This window comes from Janthinobacterium sp. 61 (assembly GCF_002846335.1).
Taxonomy (GTDB): Bacteria; Pseudomonadota; Gammaproteobacteria; order Burkholderiales; family Burkholderiaceae_D; genus Janthinobacterium.
This window is the reverse complement of record NZ_PJMQ01000001.1, coordinates 4,460,547-4,477,779: the sequence shown is the minus strand read 5'-3', so window position 1 is coordinate 4,477,779 and position 17,233 is coordinate 4,460,547. Positions and strand designations below refer to the sequence as shown.

General features: G+C 59.2%; 12 protein-coding genes. 4 read left to right on the top strand and 8 right to left on the bottom strand.

The genetic code is table 11. From position 1 onward, the window contains the following. Position 1 precedes the first annotated feature (1 nt). Entirely contained in the window at positions 2 to 361 is a 360-nt protein-coding gene (locus tag CLU92_RS20250; RefSeq protein ID WP_101483357.1) for an NADH-quinone oxidoreductase subunit A, read from the top strand. An 86-nt stretch (positions 362 to 447) separates the two neighbouring features. After that, positions 448 to 1,605: an iron-containing alcohol dehydrogenase gene (locus tag CLU92_RS20245; RefSeq protein WP_101483356.1), complete on the top strand. Its 1,158-nt coding sequence runs from the start codon at positions 448 to 450 to the stop codon at positions 1,603 to 1,605. Positions 1,606 to 1,662: 57 nt separating this feature from the next. On the opposite strand, the gene CLU92_RS20240 is transcribed toward CLU92_RS20245, so the two are convergent. The 7 genes from CLU92_RS20240 to CLU92_RS20210 all read right to left on the bottom strand — a co-directional run bounded on the left by CLU92_RS20240 (position 1,663) and on the right by CLU92_RS20210 (position 10,399). Further along, on the bottom strand, positions 1,663 to 3,723 hold the full coding sequence (locus CLU92_RS20240; RefSeq protein ID WP_101483355.1) for a 3-hydroxybutyrate oligomer hydrolase family protein: 2,061 nt from the start codon (positions 3,721 to 3,723) through the stop codon (positions 1,663 to 1,665). A 76-nt stretch (positions 3,724 to 3,799) separates the two neighbouring features. Then, positions 3,800 to 4,780, bottom strand: a complete 981-nt coding sequence (locus CLU92_RS20235; protein WP_101483354.1) for a branched-chain amino acid ABC transporter permease — start codon at positions 4,778 to 4,780, stop codon at positions 3,800 to 3,802. 31 nt (positions 4,781 to 4,811) lie between these two features. After that, positions 4,812 to 5,696, bottom strand: a complete 885-nt coding sequence (locus CLU92_RS20230) for a branched-chain amino acid ABC transporter permease (RefSeq protein WP_070288905.1) — start codon at positions 5,694 to 5,696, stop codon at positions 4,812 to 4,814. A 166-nt stretch (positions 5,697 to 5,862) separates the two neighbouring features. Further along, entirely contained in the window at positions 5,863 to 7,071 is a 1,209-nt protein-coding gene (locus tag CLU92_RS20225) for an ABC transporter substrate-binding protein (RefSeq protein WP_101483353.1), read from the bottom strand. Between the two features lie 70 nt (positions 7,072 to 7,141). Further along, the gene (locus CLU92_RS20220) at positions 7,142 to 7,870 is read right to left on the bottom strand and encodes an ABC transporter ATP-binding protein (RefSeq protein ID WP_101483352.1); all 729 of its coding nucleotides are present in this window, start codon (positions 7,868 to 7,870) and stop codon (positions 7,142 to 7,144) included. Beyond that, positions 7,870 to 8,640 carry an ABC transporter ATP-binding protein gene (locus CLU92_RS20215; protein WP_101483351.1) on the bottom strand — a complete coding sequence of 257 codons (771 nt, stop codon included), beginning with the start codon at positions 8,638 to 8,640 and terminating at the stop codon, positions 7,870 to 7,872. Before CLU92_RS20215 ends, CLU92_RS20220 begins: the two co-directional genes overlap by 1 nt. A 133-nt stretch (positions 8,641 to 8,773) precedes the next feature. Continuing rightward, a complete protein-coding gene (locus tag CLU92_RS20210; RefSeq protein WP_101483350.1) occupies positions 8,774 to 10,399 on the bottom strand; it encodes a GMC family oxidoreductase in 1,626 nt (541 codons plus the stop codon). A 1,456-nt stretch (positions 10,400 to 11,855) separates the two neighbouring features. Between CLU92_RS20210 and CLU92_RS20205 the strand changes: the two genes are divergently transcribed. Continuing rightward, positions 11,856 to 12,632 (top strand): 5'-methylthioadenosine/adenosylhomocysteine nucleosidase, encoded by a 777-nt coding sequence (locus tag CLU92_RS20205; RefSeq protein WP_101483349.1) that lies wholly within the window; start codon positions 11,856 to 11,858, stop codon positions 12,630 to 12,632. Positions 12,633 to 12,799: 167 nt separating this feature from the next. On the opposite strand, the gene putA is transcribed toward CLU92_RS20205, so the two are convergent. Further along, positions 12,800 to 16,453 carry a trifunctional transcriptional regulator/proline dehydrogenase/L-glutamate gamma-semialdehyde dehydrogenase gene (putA, locus tag CLU92_RS20200; RefSeq protein ID WP_101483348.1) on the bottom strand — a complete coding sequence of 1,218 codons (3,654 nt, stop codon included), beginning with the start codon at positions 16,451 to 16,453 and terminating at the stop codon, positions 12,800 to 12,802. 207 nt (positions 16,454 to 16,660) lie between these two features. Between putA and CLU92_RS20195 the strand changes: the two genes are divergently transcribed. After that, positions 16,661 to 17,116, top strand: coding sequence for an Lrp/AsnC ligand binding domain-containing protein (locus CLU92_RS20195; protein WP_010393827.1), 456 nt, complete (start codon positions 16,661 to 16,663; stop codon positions 17,114 to 17,116). Positions 17,117 to 17,233: the final 117 nt, after the last annotated feature.

Sequence of the window (17,233 nt, the reverse complement as noted above, 5' to 3'; positions counted from 1 at the left end):
CATGCTCCTCGAAAACTATTTTCCCGTCCTCCTGTTCATTCTGATAGGCATCCTGGTCGGCATCGTGCCCATGCTGCTGGGACGCGTGCTGGGTCCGCACAAGCCCGATCCGCACAAGCTGTCGCCGTACGAATGCGGCTTCGAAGCGTTCGGCGATGCGCGCATGAAGTTCGACATCCGCTTCTACCTGGTCGCCATCCTCTTCATCCTGTTCGATATCGAGGTGATCTTCCTGATGCCGTGGGCGGCCAACGTGAACGAACTCGGCTTGCCCGGCTTCTGGGCTGTCATGGGTTTTTTGAGCGTACTGGCCATCGGCCTGGCGTATGAATGGAAACGCGGCGCGCTGGAATGGGAATAGCCCGCGGCGTCTGGTTCCACGTGAAACATGCGCAGGGCGGAAAAGCGGAGTAAGCTTGGCTTCTGTCCTTGTTGTCAGGAGTCTGCATGCCCGCCTTCCAGTTCCGCACCGTGCCGCATCTGATCATTGAAGCGGGCGCCGCCGCCCAACTGGGCGCCCATATTGCCCATCAATTCCCCACAGTGCGCCGTGCCCTGCTCGTCACCGATGCAGGTTTTCTGCGCACGGGACTCGCCGATGCTCCGCTGCATAGCTTGCGAACGGCGGGTATCGACGTGCGTGTCTTTTCCGAGGTGCAAGCCGATCCGCCCGAAGCGATCGTGCTGGCCGGCGTCGCCCAGGCCCGGATGTTTCACGTGGAACTGATTATCGGTCTCGGTGGCGGCAGCTCGCTGGATGTGGCCAAACTGGTGGCTGTACTGGCTCCCGGCCACCAGGATCTGGCGCAACTGTATGGCATCGGCAATGTCAACGGCCAGCGCCTGCCCCTGGTGCAATTGCCGACCACGGCCGGCACAGGCTCGGAAGTGACGCAGATCGCCATCGTCACCACGGGGGCCACCAGCAAGATGGGCGTGGTCGCGCCGCAACTGTATGCAGACCTGGCCATCCTCGACGCCAGCCTGACCCTGGGCTTGCCACCCGCAGTGACAGCCGCCACCGGCATCGATGCCATGGTGCACGCCATCGAAGCGTACACCAGCCGCCTGCTGAAAAATCCATTGTCCGATATGCTGGCCATGCAGGCGCTGTCACTGCTGTCCGGCAATCTGCTCACGGCCTGCCGCGATGGCAGCAACTTGCCGGCGCGCGAGGCCATGTTGCTCGGCGCCATGCTGGCCGGCCAGGCGTTTGCCAATGCCCCCGTGGCGGCCGTGCACGCGCTCGCTTATCCCATTGGCGGCATGTTCCACGTGCCACATGGCCTGTCGAATGCGCTGGTGTTGCCACACGTGCTGCGCTTCAATCTGTCCCACGCGGCGCCCCTGTATGCGCAACTGGCGGCCGTCGTGCAACCCGGCATCACGGGCAGCGAGGAAGCGCGCGCCGTGGCCCTGATCGACGCCATGCATGACATCGCCCTGGCGACAGGGATCGCGCGCACCCTGCGCGAGGTGGGCATCGCGGCCAGCGACCTGGATCGCCTGGCCGACGAGGCCATGCTACAGACGCGCTTGATAGGCAACAATCCTCGGCCCGTCACGCGTCTTGATGCCCGCGCCATCTATGCGGCCGCGCTGTAAGCGCTCAAAAAAAAGCCACGTACTCGACGTGGCTCTCGGGCGATATGCAAACTGACGCTAGTTGGGCACATCCACTACCGTGCCCGTCACGCTGATCGCATTGCCAGCCGCAGGCGTTGCCGCTATCGCCGGCACGTTGACATTCGTGATCAAGGTCGACGCATCGGTACGCGTCACTGTGTGCACCACCTGCGAGGGCGGCAAGGCTTGCTTGGCAGACAAATGCACATACATTGCGTCGAGTGCCCGGTTCAGGTACACATGCAAGGGCACGATCAGGGTCGGCAAGGCGCTGCTGAAGGAATCGAAGTGGTTGGCGTTGGTCACCTCGATATAGCGCAGTTTGCTATTCGTCCCTTCCACCGCAGCGTTCAATCCCAGGTAAGCGCGCGAGGCATGATTGACGGGAATCAGAGTATCGCTGCGTCCCTGCACGATGATGGCCGGTTTGGCTTGCAGTTTTCCGCTGGCCGCTACCTCGGCCATGCCCGCCCGCACGCGCACGCTCTGCCCGTCCAGGGCGCCCTGCAAGTTGGCGCCGCTGATGGCATCCTTGCCCGTCGCCAGGCTGCGCAGACACAGGAAGCCATCGAGCGACTGGTCCGCCAGACCGGTCGAGGGTGACACGCCGGCCGTGTAGCCCTTGGCGCCGCCCACGCTGTTCTCGTACACGACACTGCCAAGGATGCCGTTTTGCGCCGCAAAGCTGGCCGCCTTTTGCGCCGAAGTGAAAGCGACCGGATTGCCGCTGCCATCCGTCTGCGCAAACGTGAAACCGCACACCTTGTCCGTCACGGAAAATTTCCCATAGGCATAGGCATACGTGACGGCCACCAGGATATTCGTGCCCGCGTGCGCGGCTTGCAGCGGATCGGAGTCAAGCAACCAGCCATACGCGCGCAAGCGCTGCTTCGCATCCGCCTGCTGCGCCGCCAGGTCGGCGCCATTCAATAAGCCCTTGGCGACCAGCGCCGTGCAGCGTCCCGCATTGCCGGCCACGGAAGCGATGCACGGCTGGTACAGCGCCGCATAGGTGGCGTAGTCGTATAGCGCGCGGCCCGGATTGGCCAGCTGCACCCCGCCTTGCCGCACGCTGTAGGCACTCGATGCCGCAGGCTGGACCTGCGGCTCGCTGGCGGCCACGCCACTGATCAAGCCCTTGCTATCCTGCTCCGCCGCCAGCAAGGCCGAGCCGGCACCGTTGGAAATGCTCGACGCGATCGTGATGGTGTTCTTCGGCGTCAGCCGCACGACGCGCGAACTGCCGTCGCGGGCCAGCACGCCATAGCGCTCGTTCAAGACGTAATACGCCATCTCGACCGCCTGCAAGGTTACCTTGCCCCAATCCTTCTCCGGGTTCTGCTGCGAGTGCGCATGCTTGAAGGCGATACGGTTCGGATAAGCGGCGGCCCAGGCCAGCCGGTCCGCGTCGTTCAAGTCGGGCACAAAGAGCGCACTCTTGCCGGCAGCCACCCTGCCCGCGCGTACGCCGTTCTGGAGATTGACGCTGTCGTCTTCAAACACATACAGCCCTGTGCCGGAACCCTTGTCCGCATATGCCACGGCGCAGCCCTTCTTCAGGCCCCATTCGCCCGAGCTGCCGATGGCGCCGTAGATGCCGCGCGAGCCACTCGACGTGCCCGTGACGATGCAGGCATGCTCAGGATCGAAGCTGGCCGGCACCTGCACCATCAAGGTGACATTCTTCTTGCCCGTGCCGTCATCCGCATAGGCGATGTATTCACTGCCAGCTACCAGGCCCTCGCCCGTGCCCACGTTCCACGACGCATCGACGTTCGGTCCGTACAGGGTGCCATAGCCGCTGTTGGCGGCAATGTCGAGCACGGCACGGTAATTGGCGTAGATTGCATTGCGGCGCAGTTCTGCCGGCGTCGGCTGCTCCGCATTCGCATACGCGGGCGCGACGCCCGCCAGCCCCGTCTTGCCCAGGCCGGCCGTGAGTAAATCATTGGTCTTGCCGTCGTAGTCGGCGCGCGCGATCGTGCCCAGATAACCGGGTATCTGATTCAGTTCTTCCGGTGCATGGTTGCTGCCGCAGGCTGCCAACGCCAGCAGGGTACACAGGCCGCTCCCCGTGCGCGTGATCGTCATTTGCATGGTGGTTCTCTCCGTTGAGGTAACAGTGGACGCACAATGAAAAACGCCGGACTATCCGTCCGGCGTTGCTTGAAAATCAGACAGCGGCCTTGGCGGCCCTGCCGCCGAAGCGCGCGATGGCTTCGCCGACGATGCCGCGCCGGAACAGCAGCACGCAGATGACGAAAATCACGCCAGTGACCATGCCCACCGATTCGCCCAGGGTGCCGAACCATTCGATGCCCGTGTGCGTGGCCAGATAGGTACCGACATCGCCCAGCTTGTTTTCCAGGGCGATGATCAGCACGGCGCCGAGGATGGGGCCCGCCATCGTGCCCATGCCGCCCACCAGTGTCATCAACACGACCAGGCCAGACATGCCCCAGTACACATCGGTCAAGGTTTCAAAGCCCAACACCAGGGTCTTGGTGGCGCCGGCCAGGGCGGCCAGCGAAGCGGACAGCACGATGGCCATCAGCTTGTACTTGTTGACGTCGTAGCCCAGCGAGATGGCGCGCGGTTCGTTTTCCTTGATGGCCTTGAGCACTTGGCCGAACGGCGAGTGGATGGTGCGCACGATCAGGGCGAAGCCAGCGATGAAGATGGCCAGCACCACGTAGTACAGCACCGTGTCATTGCCCAGGTCTATCATGCCCAGCAAGGTTCCACGTGGAACACCCTGCAAGCCATCCTCGCCGCCCGTGAACGGCAGACGCAAGGCAAGGAAGTACACCATCTGCGCCAGTGCCAGGGTAATCATCGTAAAGTAAATACCTTGGCGGCGGATCGCCAGGCCGCCGATCACCAGGCCCAGCAGGGCACCCGTGGCGACGCCGGCCAGCAGACCCAATTCCGTCGGCCAGCCCCAGGTGCGCAGCGCGTAGCCGGTGACATAGCCGGCGCCACCAAAGAAGGCCGCATGGCCAAACGACAGCAAGCCCGTGTAGCCGATCAGCAAGTTAAAGGCACAGGCAAACAGGGCAAAGCACAGCAACTTCATCAGGAAGACGGGATAGCCGTAAAACGGGGCCGCCAACGCCAGCAACAAGGCAATGGCGTAGCCTACATTCTTATTCATCGTGGTAGCTCCAATACATGACTGATGAGGATTACTTTTCTTTGCCGAACAGGCCGGCGGGACGCAGCAGCAGCACGATGACCATCACCACGAAAACCACAGTGGCCGAGCCTTCCGGGTAGAACACGCGGGTCAGGCCCTCGATCACGCCCAGGCCCAAGCCCGTCAAGATGGAGCCCATGATGGAACCCATGCCGCCGATCACCACTACGGCAAACACGACGATGATCAGGTTCGAGCCCATCAGCGGCGAAACCTGAATGATGGGCGCGGCCAGCACACCGGCGAAACCGGCCAGCGCCACGCCGAAGCCAAACGTCAACGTCACCATCAGCGGCACGTTGATGCCGAACGCTTCCACCAGTTTCGGGTTTTCCGTGCCGGCCCGCAGATAGGCGCCCAGCTTGGTTTTTTCGATGACGAACCAGGTGGCGAGGCACACGGAGAGCGAGGCGATCACCACCCAGGCGCGGTAGTTCGGCAAAATCATGAAGCCCAGGTCCGTCGCGCCGGCCAGCGCTTCCGGCACGGCATACGGCTGGCCCGAAACGCCATAGAAGGAGCGGAACACGCCTTCCATGATCAGGGTGATGCCGAAGGTCAACAGCAAGCCATACAGGTGGTCGAGTTTATACAACCAGCGCAGCATGGTCTTTTCGATCAGGATGCCGACCAAGCCAACGAGGATAGGGGCGATGACCAGCATGGCCCAGTAATTGATGTCGAAATAGCTGAGGCCCATCCAGGCCAGGAAGGCGCCCATCATATACATGGCGCCGTGCGAGAAATTAATGACATTGAGCAAGCCGAAGATGACGGCCAGACCGAGGGACAACATGGCATAGAACGAGCCGTTGACGAGACCCAGCAGCAGCTGGCTCATCATCGCTTGTAATGGAACGCCGAAAATTTCCATGGCATCACAGTATAAAAAGCACCGCCGGGTAGCGGTGTGGTATCAAGGGAAACACGCCACCGCAGACCGGACCGGTGCGGCGGCGCAAGGCGAACCCTGCTAGCGAAGAGCATGCAGGACAGAGCGCCCGCGCAGCGGCGGGCGATCCGCAGGTATGGCTACAGCGTTACTTCCACAGCGAACACTTCGATTCAGCCTTGGTCACATAGGCTTGCGTACCGGGCACGGTGGCAACCACCTTGTAGTAATCCCATGGGTATTTCGACTCGGATGGCTTCTTCACTTCCATCAAATACATATCGTGCACCATGCGGCCATCAGGGCGCACTTCGCCATTCTGGGTAAACATGTCGTTGATCTTGGTCTTTTTCAGATACGCCATGACTTTCTCGGTGTCATCCGTGCCGATCGCCTTGACGGCTTTCAGGTAGTTCGCCGCGGCCGAATAGTCGGCTGCCTGCAGCATCGACGGCTCTTTCTTCATCTTGGCGAAATAGCGTTTCGACCAGGCGCGCGTTTCCGCATTCAAGTCCCAGTACCAGCCGTCGGTCAGGTACATGCCTTGCGTCAGGTTCAAGCCCAGCGAATGGATGTCGTTGATGAAGATCAGCAAGCCGGCCAGCTTCATCGATTTCGTCAGGCCGAACTCGTTGGCCGCTTTGATGCTGTTGATGGCGTCGCCGCCCGCATTGGCCAGGCCCAGGATTTGCGGCTTGGCTGCCTGCGCCTGCAGCAGGAAGGAAGAAAAATCCGAGGCGCCCAGCGGATGCTTGACGCTGCCCAGCACCTTGCCGCCAGCCGCCTTGACGACCTCGGCCGTGTCCTTTTCCAGCGAATGCCCAAACGCGTAGTCGGCGGTCATGAAATACCAGCTCTTGCCGCCCTGCTTGACGATGGTGCCGCCCGTACCGCGCGCCAGCGCCACAGTGTCGTAGGCGTAATGCACGGTGTAAGGCGTACATTCTTCATTTGTCAGGCGCGAGGAGCCGGCGCCGATGGCAATAAAAATTTTCTTCTTTTCCGCCGCCACCTTGGCCATGGCCAGGCTGGCGCCGGAATTGGTGCCGCCGATCAGCATGTCGACGCCTTGCTGGTCGAACCATTCACGCGCCTTCGAGGCAGCGATGTCGGCCTTGTTTTGATGGTCTGCGGAAATGAATTCCACCTTCTTGCCGGCCAGTACCACGCCGGCATCGGCGATCGCCATCTTGATGGCTTCCGCGCCACCGAGGCCGTCGACGTCGGAATACACGCCCGACATGTCGGAGATAAAACCGATCTTGATGGTGTCGCCCGACACCTGGGCGTGCGCGGCAGCGGAAAAGCCCAGTGCGCAAAGAGTGGCGGTGGCAATGGCGATAGCGTTACGTTTCATAGAGTCTCCGTTGGGATTATTGTTTGCTATTTAAACGATTGCTCGACGACGATACGGAACTACATGGGCATTACACGCCAAGCAGCTCGGTCAATACCGGCATCTTGGCTTCCAGTTCGGATGCAGCAAAAGTCTCGACGATCTGACCGTGCTCCATCACATAAAACCGGTCTGCCAGCGGTGCGGCAAACCGGAAATTCTGTTCCACCATGACGATGGTGTAACCCTTTGCTTTCAGGGTAGTAATCATGCGCGCCAGACCTTGCACGATGACGGGCGCCAGGCCTTCGGAAATTTCATCGAGCAGCAGCAGGCGCGCGCCCGTGCGCAGGATGCGCGCCACGGCCAGCATCTGCTGTTCCCCGCCCGACAATCGCGTGCCCTGGCTATGGCGACGTTCCTGCAAATTCGGGAACATGGCATAGATTTCCTCCACTGACATGCCCTTCTCGCCACTGGCCAGGGTCGGTGGCAGCATCAGGTTTTCCTCCGTCGACAGCGATGAAAAAATGCCGCGCTCTTCGGGACAATACCCGATGCCCAGGTGGGCGATTTTGTGCGTGGGCAAACCTATCGCTTCGACGCCGTTGACTTTGATGGAGCCCGTGCGCGCCCCCGTCAAGCCCATGATGGCGCGCAAGGTGGTCGTGCGTCCGGCGCCGTTGCGGCCCAGCAAAGTTACCACTTCGCCCTGCTCCACTTTCAAATTCACGTCATGCAAGATGTGCGATTCGCCATACCAGGTGTGCAGTTGTGCAATTTCCAGCGCGGGTGCGCTGCCATTCACTTGTGTCGTCATCAATGCGCCCCTTCCAGCTCGGCGTGGGTGGTGCCCATGTACGCTTCCATCACTTGCGGGTTGCGCGACACTTCCGCGTAACTGCCTTCGGCCAGCATGGCGCCGCGCTGCAGGACGGAAATCTTGTCGCAGATGCCGGAGACCACGCTCATATTGTGTTCCACCATCAAAATCGTGCGGCCAGCCGAGACCTTCTTGATCAGTTCCGTCACGCGGTGCACGTCTTCGTGGCCCATGCCCTGCGTCGGCTCGTCAAGCAGCATCATTTCCGGCTCCATCGCCAAAGTGGTGGCAATTTCCAGCGCCCGCTTGCGTCCATACGGCATGTCGACCGTGATGGTGTCGGCAAACTCCGTCAGGTCGACTTCAGCCAGCAAGGCCATGGCGCGGTCGTTGAGCTGGTTCAGGGAACGCTCACTTTGCCAGAAATGGAAGGAGGTGCCCAATTGGCGCTGCAAGCCGATGCGCACGTTTTGCAGCACGGACAAATGCGGGAAGACAGCGGAAATCTGAAAGGAACGGATCACGCCCATGCGGGCGATCTGGGCCGGTTTGGCGGCCGTGATGTCTTTTCCATTGAACAGGATCTGCCCGGAAGTGGGGACCAGGAATTTGGTGAGCAAGTTGAAACACGTGGTCTTGCCGGCGCCGTTAGGACCGATCAAGGCGTGGATATGGCCCCGCTCTACCTGCAGGTTCACCTCGCTCACTGCGGTGAAACCCTTGAATTCCTTGGTCAAATTTCTTGTTTCCAAGATTACGTTTGACATCGTGTCTCCTAGTTGTACTTTTTGTACTACTTAGTCATTTTTATAATACACAACTTAAATTTAACGCACAATACAGTATAACTACGGGGATTTTTCGCCAGCCAGAATGGCGCAAACCTGGGCTTTGACGCAGTCATTTCCAGGCCGCATGTATCATTTGCGCCGCTTTTTCCGCGATCATCACGGTGGGCGAGTTCGTATTACCAGAAGTAATGTAGGGCATGATGGAGGCATCGACGACGCGCAAGCCGGCCACGCCGAGCACGCGCAGCTGGCTGTCGACGACGCTCGATGCGTCGCTGGCCAGGCCCATGCGGCAGGTACCCACGGGGTGAAAAATGGTGGTGCCAATCTGACTGGCCGCCTGCGCCAGTTCTTCCTCGCTCTGGAATTGCACGCCAGGCTTGTATTCCTGCGGCGCAAATTTTTTCAGGGCCGGCGCGGCGGCGATGGCCCGCGTCAGGCGCAGGGCGTCAGCTGCGACGGCGCGGTCCTGCTGCGTACTGAGGTAATTGGGCACGATGTCAGGCGCCGCATAGCTGTTGGCCGACGCGATGTGCACGTGGCCACGCGAGGTGGGGCGCAGGTTGCAGACGCTGGCCGTAAATGCGGGAAACGCGTGCAGCGGCTCGCCGAATTTGTCCAGCGACAGCGGTTGCACATGGTATTGCAGGTTCGGCGTGGCTTGCTGCGGGTCGGACTTGGCAAACGCGCCCAGCTGCGACGGCGCCATTGACATGGGCCCGCTCTGGAACAGCGCGTATTGCAAGCCTATCTGCATCTTGCCGACGATATTGCTGGCCATCACGTTCAAGGTCTTGACGCCCTGTACTTTAAAGACCATGCGCAGCTGCAAATGATCCTGCAAATTGCCGCCCACGCCGGCGGCATCGAGCACGGGAACGATGCCATGCTGCTGCAGCAAGGCGGCCGGGCCGATGCCGGACAATTGCAGCAATTGGGGAGAACCGATGGCCCCCGCCGTCAGCAAGGTTTCCCGTTTGGCCGTCGCCTGCCACTGTGTACCGCCGCCCGTAAACACGATTCCCGTGCAGCGCGGTCCCGTTTCCGTCGTTTCCAGCAGCAGACGTTCCACGTGGCAACCCGTCATGATGGTCAGATTCGGAAGCCGCGCGGCCGGTTTCAAAAACGCTTTCGAGGTATTCCAGCGTATGCCGCGGCGTTGATTGACGTCGAAATACGCGCTGCCGCTATTGTCGCCTCCATTGAAATCGCTGGTTTTCGGAATGCCGACCTGCTGCGCCGCATCGCGGAAAGCATTCAAAATATCCCAGGACAGCCGCTGTTTTTCCACGCGCCATTCCCCGCCAACACCATGGTTTTCCGAGGCGCCGCCGTAGTAATCCTCGCTTTGCTTAAATAAAGGCAAGACTTTGTCCCAGCGCCAGGACACATCGTCCGTCAGGTCGGCCCAGTGGTCGTAATCGCCGGCCTGGCCCCGCATATAGATCATGCCGTTGATGGAAGAACTGCCTCCCAGCACTTTGCCGCGCGGATACATCAAGCTGCGCCCGCCCAATCCCGCGTCTGCCTGCGTGGAATACAGCCAGTCCGTGCGGGGATTGCCGATGCAATGCAGATAGCCGACGGGGATGTGGATCCACACGTAATCGTCCTTGCCGCCCGCTTCCACGAGCAAAACGTTGGCATCCTTGTCGCGTGTGAGCCGGTTGGCCAGCACGCAACCTGCCGTGCCGCCGCCCACGATGATGTAGTCGTATTCGCCTGCTGATTCCAATGAAGCTCCTTTCGGTATGCCATCAAGCTGTCGCGCGGTGTGTCTCCCCACCGCGTCCCGTTACCAGAGTCTGTCTTTCTTCACGCATGCATTGCTGTTGAGCCACATTGAGATTACCACCAGTGCCGGACCAGGGCGACATTAATCGTGGCAAGCGTCGCGGCACGCTAAAAAGCAGGGTAAAACAGGGGCTGCAAGCTGTGGATAACCGTATGGATATCCACAGGGACGATATGTGCGTAAACGAAAAAATTTTTCAGCGACGTTTTTTTGTCCAGAAACCATCCCAGGCAGATACAACGCTTACTCAGCGCTTATCCGTACGCCAAGCGATTGTTTACAAGGACAAATTAGGACTTATCCACAGAAGATGTCACCGTTAACTACTATTACTATTCTTGTATACGAACTTATTAAGGTAAACCCGACAACGCGCACTTTGCTTGCCGTTCGCCGTCAACAACATCGGCAAGCCTCTCGTCAAAAAAAAGCCGACAAGCTGCTCATGCTGTCAAAAAAAAAATCCAGCCAACAACTGAGCGACGAAAACCGGCACGGTCGGCATCACGCACACAGCACCGCCAAACCGTTGTGCAAAATGCAAACGTCAACAAACCTGATCAGGCACAGGGCCAGCAGGCGATTCGATGTCGAAAAAGGGGAAATTTACAACGATTGTGGATAAGTCACTTGATATCCACAGGATGGCTTGTGAATAAACACGAAGTTATGCGCAGGCCCGCATTTTATACAATTTTGCTCCTCGCGTGATACAGCGATTATGCACGCTTTATTTTGCGCGTAAACGGTTGATCCTGTTGAAAAAAAACGAGTTATGCACAGAAAAAACCGCGTTTACTATTACTACTATTTTTATATATAGATCTATTGTAAACCGATAAAAAAAGAGGAACTCCGGAGATATTTCCAAAAAAGCATGCATGAAGCGACAAAAAAAAAGCCAACGGCGACATCAAGACCCACTGCCAAACCGTCTGCCAGGAATCACCTGGATGCCAGCATCCGCGAAAGAACAACATTCATGGTTGCGCAAGTTTGATTGGCAAACCAAGAACAATGCATGCGCAGCACGTTAACCATGCCACTACAGCAAGAAAATCCGTGATTTCTGCTTGCTACTGTGGATAAGTGTCTGCATATTCACAGGATGAGATGTGGGAAAAGTCGATCTTTGTCCACAGCTCAATTTTTATCCCAAACAAGTCCTCGCTGGATACAATGCTTGTGCGCCTACTTTTTTGTACGCTAAGTCGATGATTTTTCGATGGTATACCGACTTATCCACAAAAAAATGGCCGTTTACTATCACTACTATTTTTATGTATACATCTTTATTTAAAACACAGAGACAAACGCGAACGGTGGAAAAGTCGTCAAAATAGCTGTTTCCACCGTACAAACCGTCTTGCAATCCCAAAAAACCTGTAAAAACAGCATGAATTCACACAAAAAAATGCGTTTAGGCATCATCAGTGCCTTGCACGAAGAACAGCAGGGGCTGGTAGAAGCCATGCAAGGCCCCCAGAGGCGTTCGCACGGTATGCGCGACTACACCCTGGGGACCCTGTGGAATATCGACGCTGTGTGCGTCCTGTCGCGTCTGGGCAAGGTTGCCGCTGCCATGACAGCTTCCATCCTTGTGGAAAAGTACGGAGTTACCCACATCGTCTTTACTGGCGTGGCCGGCAGCGGGGATAAACAGGTGAAAGTCGGGGATATCGTGGTGGCCGAAGCATTGTTGCAACACGATATGGACGCTCGTCCCTTGTTCCCCCGCTTCGAAGTGCCGTTGACGGGACTGCAGCGCTTCGCCACGGACCTGGAACTGAGCACGCAAATGGCAGCTGCTGCGGAAGATTTCCTGCGTGATGATGTTTCCAGCGTGCTGAAGGCGTCCGATATCGTGCAATTTGGCTTGCAGCATGCGCAAGTCCACCGTGGTCTGATCGCCAGCGGCGACCAGTTCATCAGCAGCGCCGCGCATATGAACCAGCTGAAAGCGGATATTCCCGATTTGCTGGCCGTCGAAATGGAAGGCGCCGCCGTGGCGCAAGTGTGTTTTGAACTGGGCGTGCCATTTACCGTCATGCGCACCATTTCCGACAACGCCAACGAAGAGGCCGCCGTCGACTTCATGCGTTTCGTGCAGACAGTCGCCTCGCCGTACGCGTTTACGGTGATTCAGCAGCTATGCCAGCGCCTGGCTGCTTGATCCTTGAACTGGCGGTGCATAAAAAAAGGGCAGAACCAGTGGTTCTGCCCTTCTTATTTCAAAACAAAGGAGCCTGAAAAATGTTCAGGGCCAGGCGCATTGCCGCAGGCAGTACGAATGTACGGCCAGGCAAGGCAACAACGCCATGGACTTTTTCTCAGGATCCTTTAGACACTCAGCATCATTAAACTTGCATTTCCGCCTGCTGCCGTTGTATTCACGCACAGCGCGCGCTCAGCGACCAGGCGCCACAGGGGGATGACACCCTCCTGCGTGGTGGCGATAGTGCTCACCAGGGCCCCTTCCCGGGCCGCCAGCAGCGGTTTGAGCTGGCCATCGAGGCCAGGCTCGATCATGGCGATCTGGAAATCATGCTGGACCGCATCCAGGCTGCTGACGACCTGGATGCGGTCCTTCAGCGCTGCCGGCAAGTCGCCCGGGATCAGATCCAGCGCTTGCGCCAGCACCAGGGCCAGGTTGCCGGTGGCCAGGACTGCTGCCAGCTGGTTCATCAAGGTGCCGGAAGTGGCCGCCGCGCACAAAATCGTGCCGCGTGCGGCAAAGCTCAGGGTATTGCGCTCGCCGGTCGGGCCTGGCAAGACAGTGGTGCTACCCAGCAAAGTCGTGCGCGCGTATTCCTGCGCCAGTTGCTCGACCTTGTCGTGGCCATGCATCTTCGCCCACACGGTCAGCGCGTCGAGCGCTGGCGGCGCCTGACGCTGGTGCTGCGTGCCGGGCGCCGCATTGCGCTGCAGGCGTTTCAGGTACAGGGGCCCGCCCGCCTTGGGACCAGTTCCCGATTTGCCTTCGCCGCCGAACGGCTGCACGCCGACGACGGCGCCGACGATGTTGCGGTTCACATAAATATTGCCCACGTGGGCGCGCTTGGTGATGAAATCGATGGTTTCATCGATGCGCGTATGGATGCCCAGGGTCAAACCGTAACCGCTGTCGTTGATCGATTGCACCAGTTGCGGCAATTCGGAGCGCTTGTAGCGGATCACGTGCAGCACGGGACCGAAGACTTCTTGTGTCAATTGCGCCAGCGACTTGATTTCCAGCACGGTCGGGGCGACGAACGTGCCTTTGACGGTGGGCAAATCGAGCGAATAATGGTCGATAGCCACGGTTTTCATCTTGTTGATGTGCGCCAGCAGATTGCTTTGCGCTTCCGCATCGATGACGGGACCGATATCGGTGGCCAGGCGGTCAGGATTGCCAACGCGCAATTCCTGCATGGCGCCCTTGAGCATGTGGATGGTCTTGTCGGCGATTTCCGTTTGCAGGAACAGCACGCGCAAGGCCGAGCAACGCTGGCCGGCGCTGTCAAAGGCCGACGACATCACGTCTTGGACCACTTGTTCCGGCAAGGCGGACGAATCGACGATCAGTGCATTCTGGCCGCCCGTTTCGGCGATCAGTGGAATGTCGATACCTTCAGCCACGGCCCTCGCGGCCAGGTTGCGGTTGATCAATTGCGCCACTTCAGTCGAGCCCGTGAAAATCACGCCTTTCACGCGCGCGTCATTGCACAGGCCGGCGCCAACGATTTCGCCGCTACCGGGCAAAAATTGCAGCGCGCCCCGCGGCACGCCCGCCGCATGCAGCAGTTGCACGGCGCGGTGGGCGATCAGCGGCGTTTGCTCGGCCGGCTTGGCCAGCACCACGTTGCCTGCCGCCAGCGCGGCGGCCAGCTGGCCCGTAAAAATGGCCAGCGGGAAATTCCACGGGCTGATGCAGGTGACGGGACCGAGGGCCAGGGTAGCCGGCGCGTGTTCCACCTGCGCCGCGTAGTAGCGCAGGAAGTCGACGGCTTCGCGGATTTCGGCGATTGCGTTCGGCAAGGACTTGCCTGCCTCACGCACGGCCAGGGCCATCAGCTCGATATGGTGCTCTTCGAACAGGTCGGCCGCGCGTTGTAATGCTTGTGCGCGGATCGACGGTTCCGTTGTTTGCCAGTCCATGGCGTACGCGCTGGCGCTGGCCAGCGCCGTTTCCACGTCGGCCGGACCGGCTTCCATGACTTTGCCCACGACATCGTCGTGCTGGGCCGGATTGTGCAGCATGTGCGCGGGGCCATTCAGGCTGACGGCGCCGTCGATCAGCGGCGCTGCCTGCCATTGCTGCTGCTGCGCCAAGCCGGTGGCCAGGGTGCGCAAGGTGTCTTCATTCGACAGGTCCAGGCCGGCCGAGTTCTTGCGCTCGCTGCCAAACATGTCCAGTGGCAGTGGAATCGAGGGGTGCGGCAAGCCGCCCTGCAGGCGCGCCAGCTCCAGGGGGTCGCGGATCAGGCTATCGATGGCCACGCTTTCGTCGACGATCTGGTTGACGAACGACGAGTTGGCGCCGTTTTCCAGCAAGCGGCGCACCAGGTAGGCCAGCAGGGTTTCGTGCGAGCCGACGGGAGCGTAGATGCGGCACGGCTTGTCCAGGTTGTCGGGGCCGACGACCTGGTCGTACAGGGTTTCGCCCATGCCGTGCAGGCACTGGAATTCGTAGTCGGTAATGCCATCGCGCTTCGCCCAGGTATAAATGGTCGACAGGGTTTGCGCGTTGTGCGTGGCAAATTGTGGATAGATCAGGCTGCTGGCAGCCAGCAGTTTTTGCGCGCACACGAGGTAAGAGACGTCCGTGTAAACCTTGCGCGTGTAGACGGGATAGCCTTCCTGGCCATCGACTTGCGCACGTTTGACTTCCGCATCCCAGTACGCGCCCTTGACCAGGCGCACCATGAACTTGCGGCCGCTGCGGCGCGCCAGGTCGATCAGGAAATCGATGGCGAAGGGGCAGCGCTTTTGATACGCCTGCACCACGTAGCCGATGCCGTCGAAGCCGGCCAGGTCCGCATCGAAGGCCAGTGCTTCCATCAGGTCGAGCGACAGTTCCAGGCGGTCTGTTTCTTCCGCATCGATGTTGAAGCCGATGTTGTACTGTTTGGCCAGCAGCAGCAGCGCTTTGACTTTCGGCAGCAATTCTTCCATGACGCGGGCGCGCTGGGCGCGGCTGTAGCGCGCGTGCAGGGCCGACAGTTTCACGGAAATGCCGGGGCCGTTGCGAATGCCGCGCCCGTTCGAGGCCTTGCCGATGGCATGGATTGCCGTTTCGTATGAGGCGTAGTAATTGGCCGCATCCTGCTGTGTCAGGGCAGCCTCGCCCAGCATGTCGTACGAGTAACGGTAGCCGCGCGTTTCATTCTCGCGGCTGTTTTTCAACGCTTCCTCGATGGTCTGGCCCGTCACGAACTGGTTGCCCAGCATGCGCATGGCCAGGTCGACGCCCTTGCGTATCAGCGGTTCGCCGCCCTTGGCGATGAGCTTGGTCATGGCCGAACCGAGGCCCGATTCGCTGCTGGTACTGACCAGTTTTCCCGTGATCAGCAAGCCCCAGGTGGCGGCATTGACGAACAGTGACGGCGATTCGCCCAGATGCTTGCGCCAGTCGCCCTTGCTGATTTTGTCGGCGATCAGGCGGTCGGCCGTTTGACTGTCGGGTATACGCAACAGCGCTTCAGCCAGACACATCAATGCAACACCCTCTTCCGACGACAGCGAGAACTCGTGCATCAGTGCATCGACGCCCGATGCGCGCGTGCGTTTTTGGCGCACGTTCGAGACCAGGCGGTGCGCCAGCGCTTGTCCCTCGGCCGTCGTTTCGGTACTGCTGGGGCGGACTTGTTGCAACAGCCACTGCACGGCTGAAACCTCATCGCGCCTATAGGCGGCGGTGATGGCGGCGCGTTGTGGTGTCGCTTCGGGCAGGATTTCCGCCTGGAACGCAGCAAAAGGAATCGGGGTAAAAGCCGAGGGGCCTGCAGGGTGCATAAGTGCTCTTTACAAGGAAAAAGGGGACGAAAACTGACGTAATTCTTGCTCTTTTTTGGTGCAAAAAAATACAGAAAGTCGGACGTTAAGATGATTCGATTGTAAAGGGGATTCTTATGGATTAATTCTGGTAATACAGGGGGCTAGCAATAGATAGTTTTTGATGCGACAATTTAACCAAATAATATTAATTTGGGGGTGATGGTAATGCTGGACAAGATCAGTAAGAAAATCTTGATGGAATTGCAGAGTGATGGACGCATCAGCAATGTGGAGCTGGCCGCGCGCGTGAACCTGTCGCCTGCCGCCTGCCTGGAGCGCGTGCGCAAGTTGCACGAATCCGGTTACATCATGGGCTATACGGCCCAGTTGAACCCGCAACTGCTCGACGTCTCGCTGCTGGTGTTCATCGAAGTGGTGCTCGATCGCACGACGCCGGAAGTGTTCGACGCCTTCAAGCATAGCGTACAAATCATTCCAGAGGTACTGGAATGTCATATGGTGGCGGGCGGTTTCGATTACCTGGTCAAGGCACGTGTCAAGGACATGGCTGCCTACCGCGAATTCCTCGGCAAGACCTTGCTGCAGAAAGGTGTGCGGGAAACCCACACTTATGCCGTCATGGAAGAGGTCAAAAACACCACCAAATTGCCAATTAAGTGACCTCGGTGTAGCCAGCCCACTTTTCTGATTGAGCTATCGGAACAAATGTTGTAGGGTGGAACTACAATTCTGCTACCCGGTAGCCGCCTGAAACGCCGCGCAGACGTTACGTTCAGG

Coding starts and splice junctions, on each gene's coding strand:
- CLU92_RS20250 (WP_101483357.1), top strand. CDS start 2: ATGCTCCTCGAAAACTATTTTCCCGTCCTCCTGTTCATTCTGATAGGC.
- CLU92_RS20245 (WP_101483356.1), top strand. CDS start 448: ATGCCCGCCTTCCAGTTCCGCACCGTGCCGCATCTGATCATTGAAGCG.
- CLU92_RS20240 (WP_101483355.1), bottom strand. CDS start 3,723: ATGCAAATGACGATCACGCGCACGGGGAGCGGCCTGTGTACCCTGCTG.
- CLU92_RS20235 (WP_101483354.1), bottom strand. CDS start 4,780: ATGAATAAGAATGTAGGCTACGCCATTGCCTTGTTGCTGGCGTTGGCG.
- CLU92_RS20230 (WP_070288905.1), bottom strand. CDS start 5,696: ATGGAAATTTTCGGCGTTCCATTACAAGCGATGATGAGCCAGCTGCTG.
- CLU92_RS20225 (WP_101483353.1), bottom strand. CDS start 7,071: ATGAAACGTAACGCTATCGCCATTGCCACCGCCACTCTTTGCGCACTG.
- CLU92_RS20220 (WP_101483352.1), bottom strand. CDS start 7,870: ATGACGACACAAGTGAATGGCAGCGCACCCGCGCTGGAAATTGCACAA.
- CLU92_RS20215 (WP_101483351.1), bottom strand. CDS start 8,640: ATGTCAAACGTAATCTTGGAAACAAGAAATTTGACCAAGGAATTCAAG.
- CLU92_RS20205 (WP_101483349.1), top strand. CDS start 11,856: ATGAATTCACACAAAAAAATGCGTTTAGGCATCATCAGTGCCTTGCAC.
- putA (WP_101483348.1), bottom strand. CDS start 16,453: ATGCACCCTGCAGGCCCCTCGGCTTTTACCCCGATTCCTTTTGCTGCG.
- CLU92_RS20195 (WP_010393827.1), top strand. CDS start 16,661: ATGCTGGACAAGATCAGTAAGAAAATCTTGATGGAATTGCAGAGTGAT.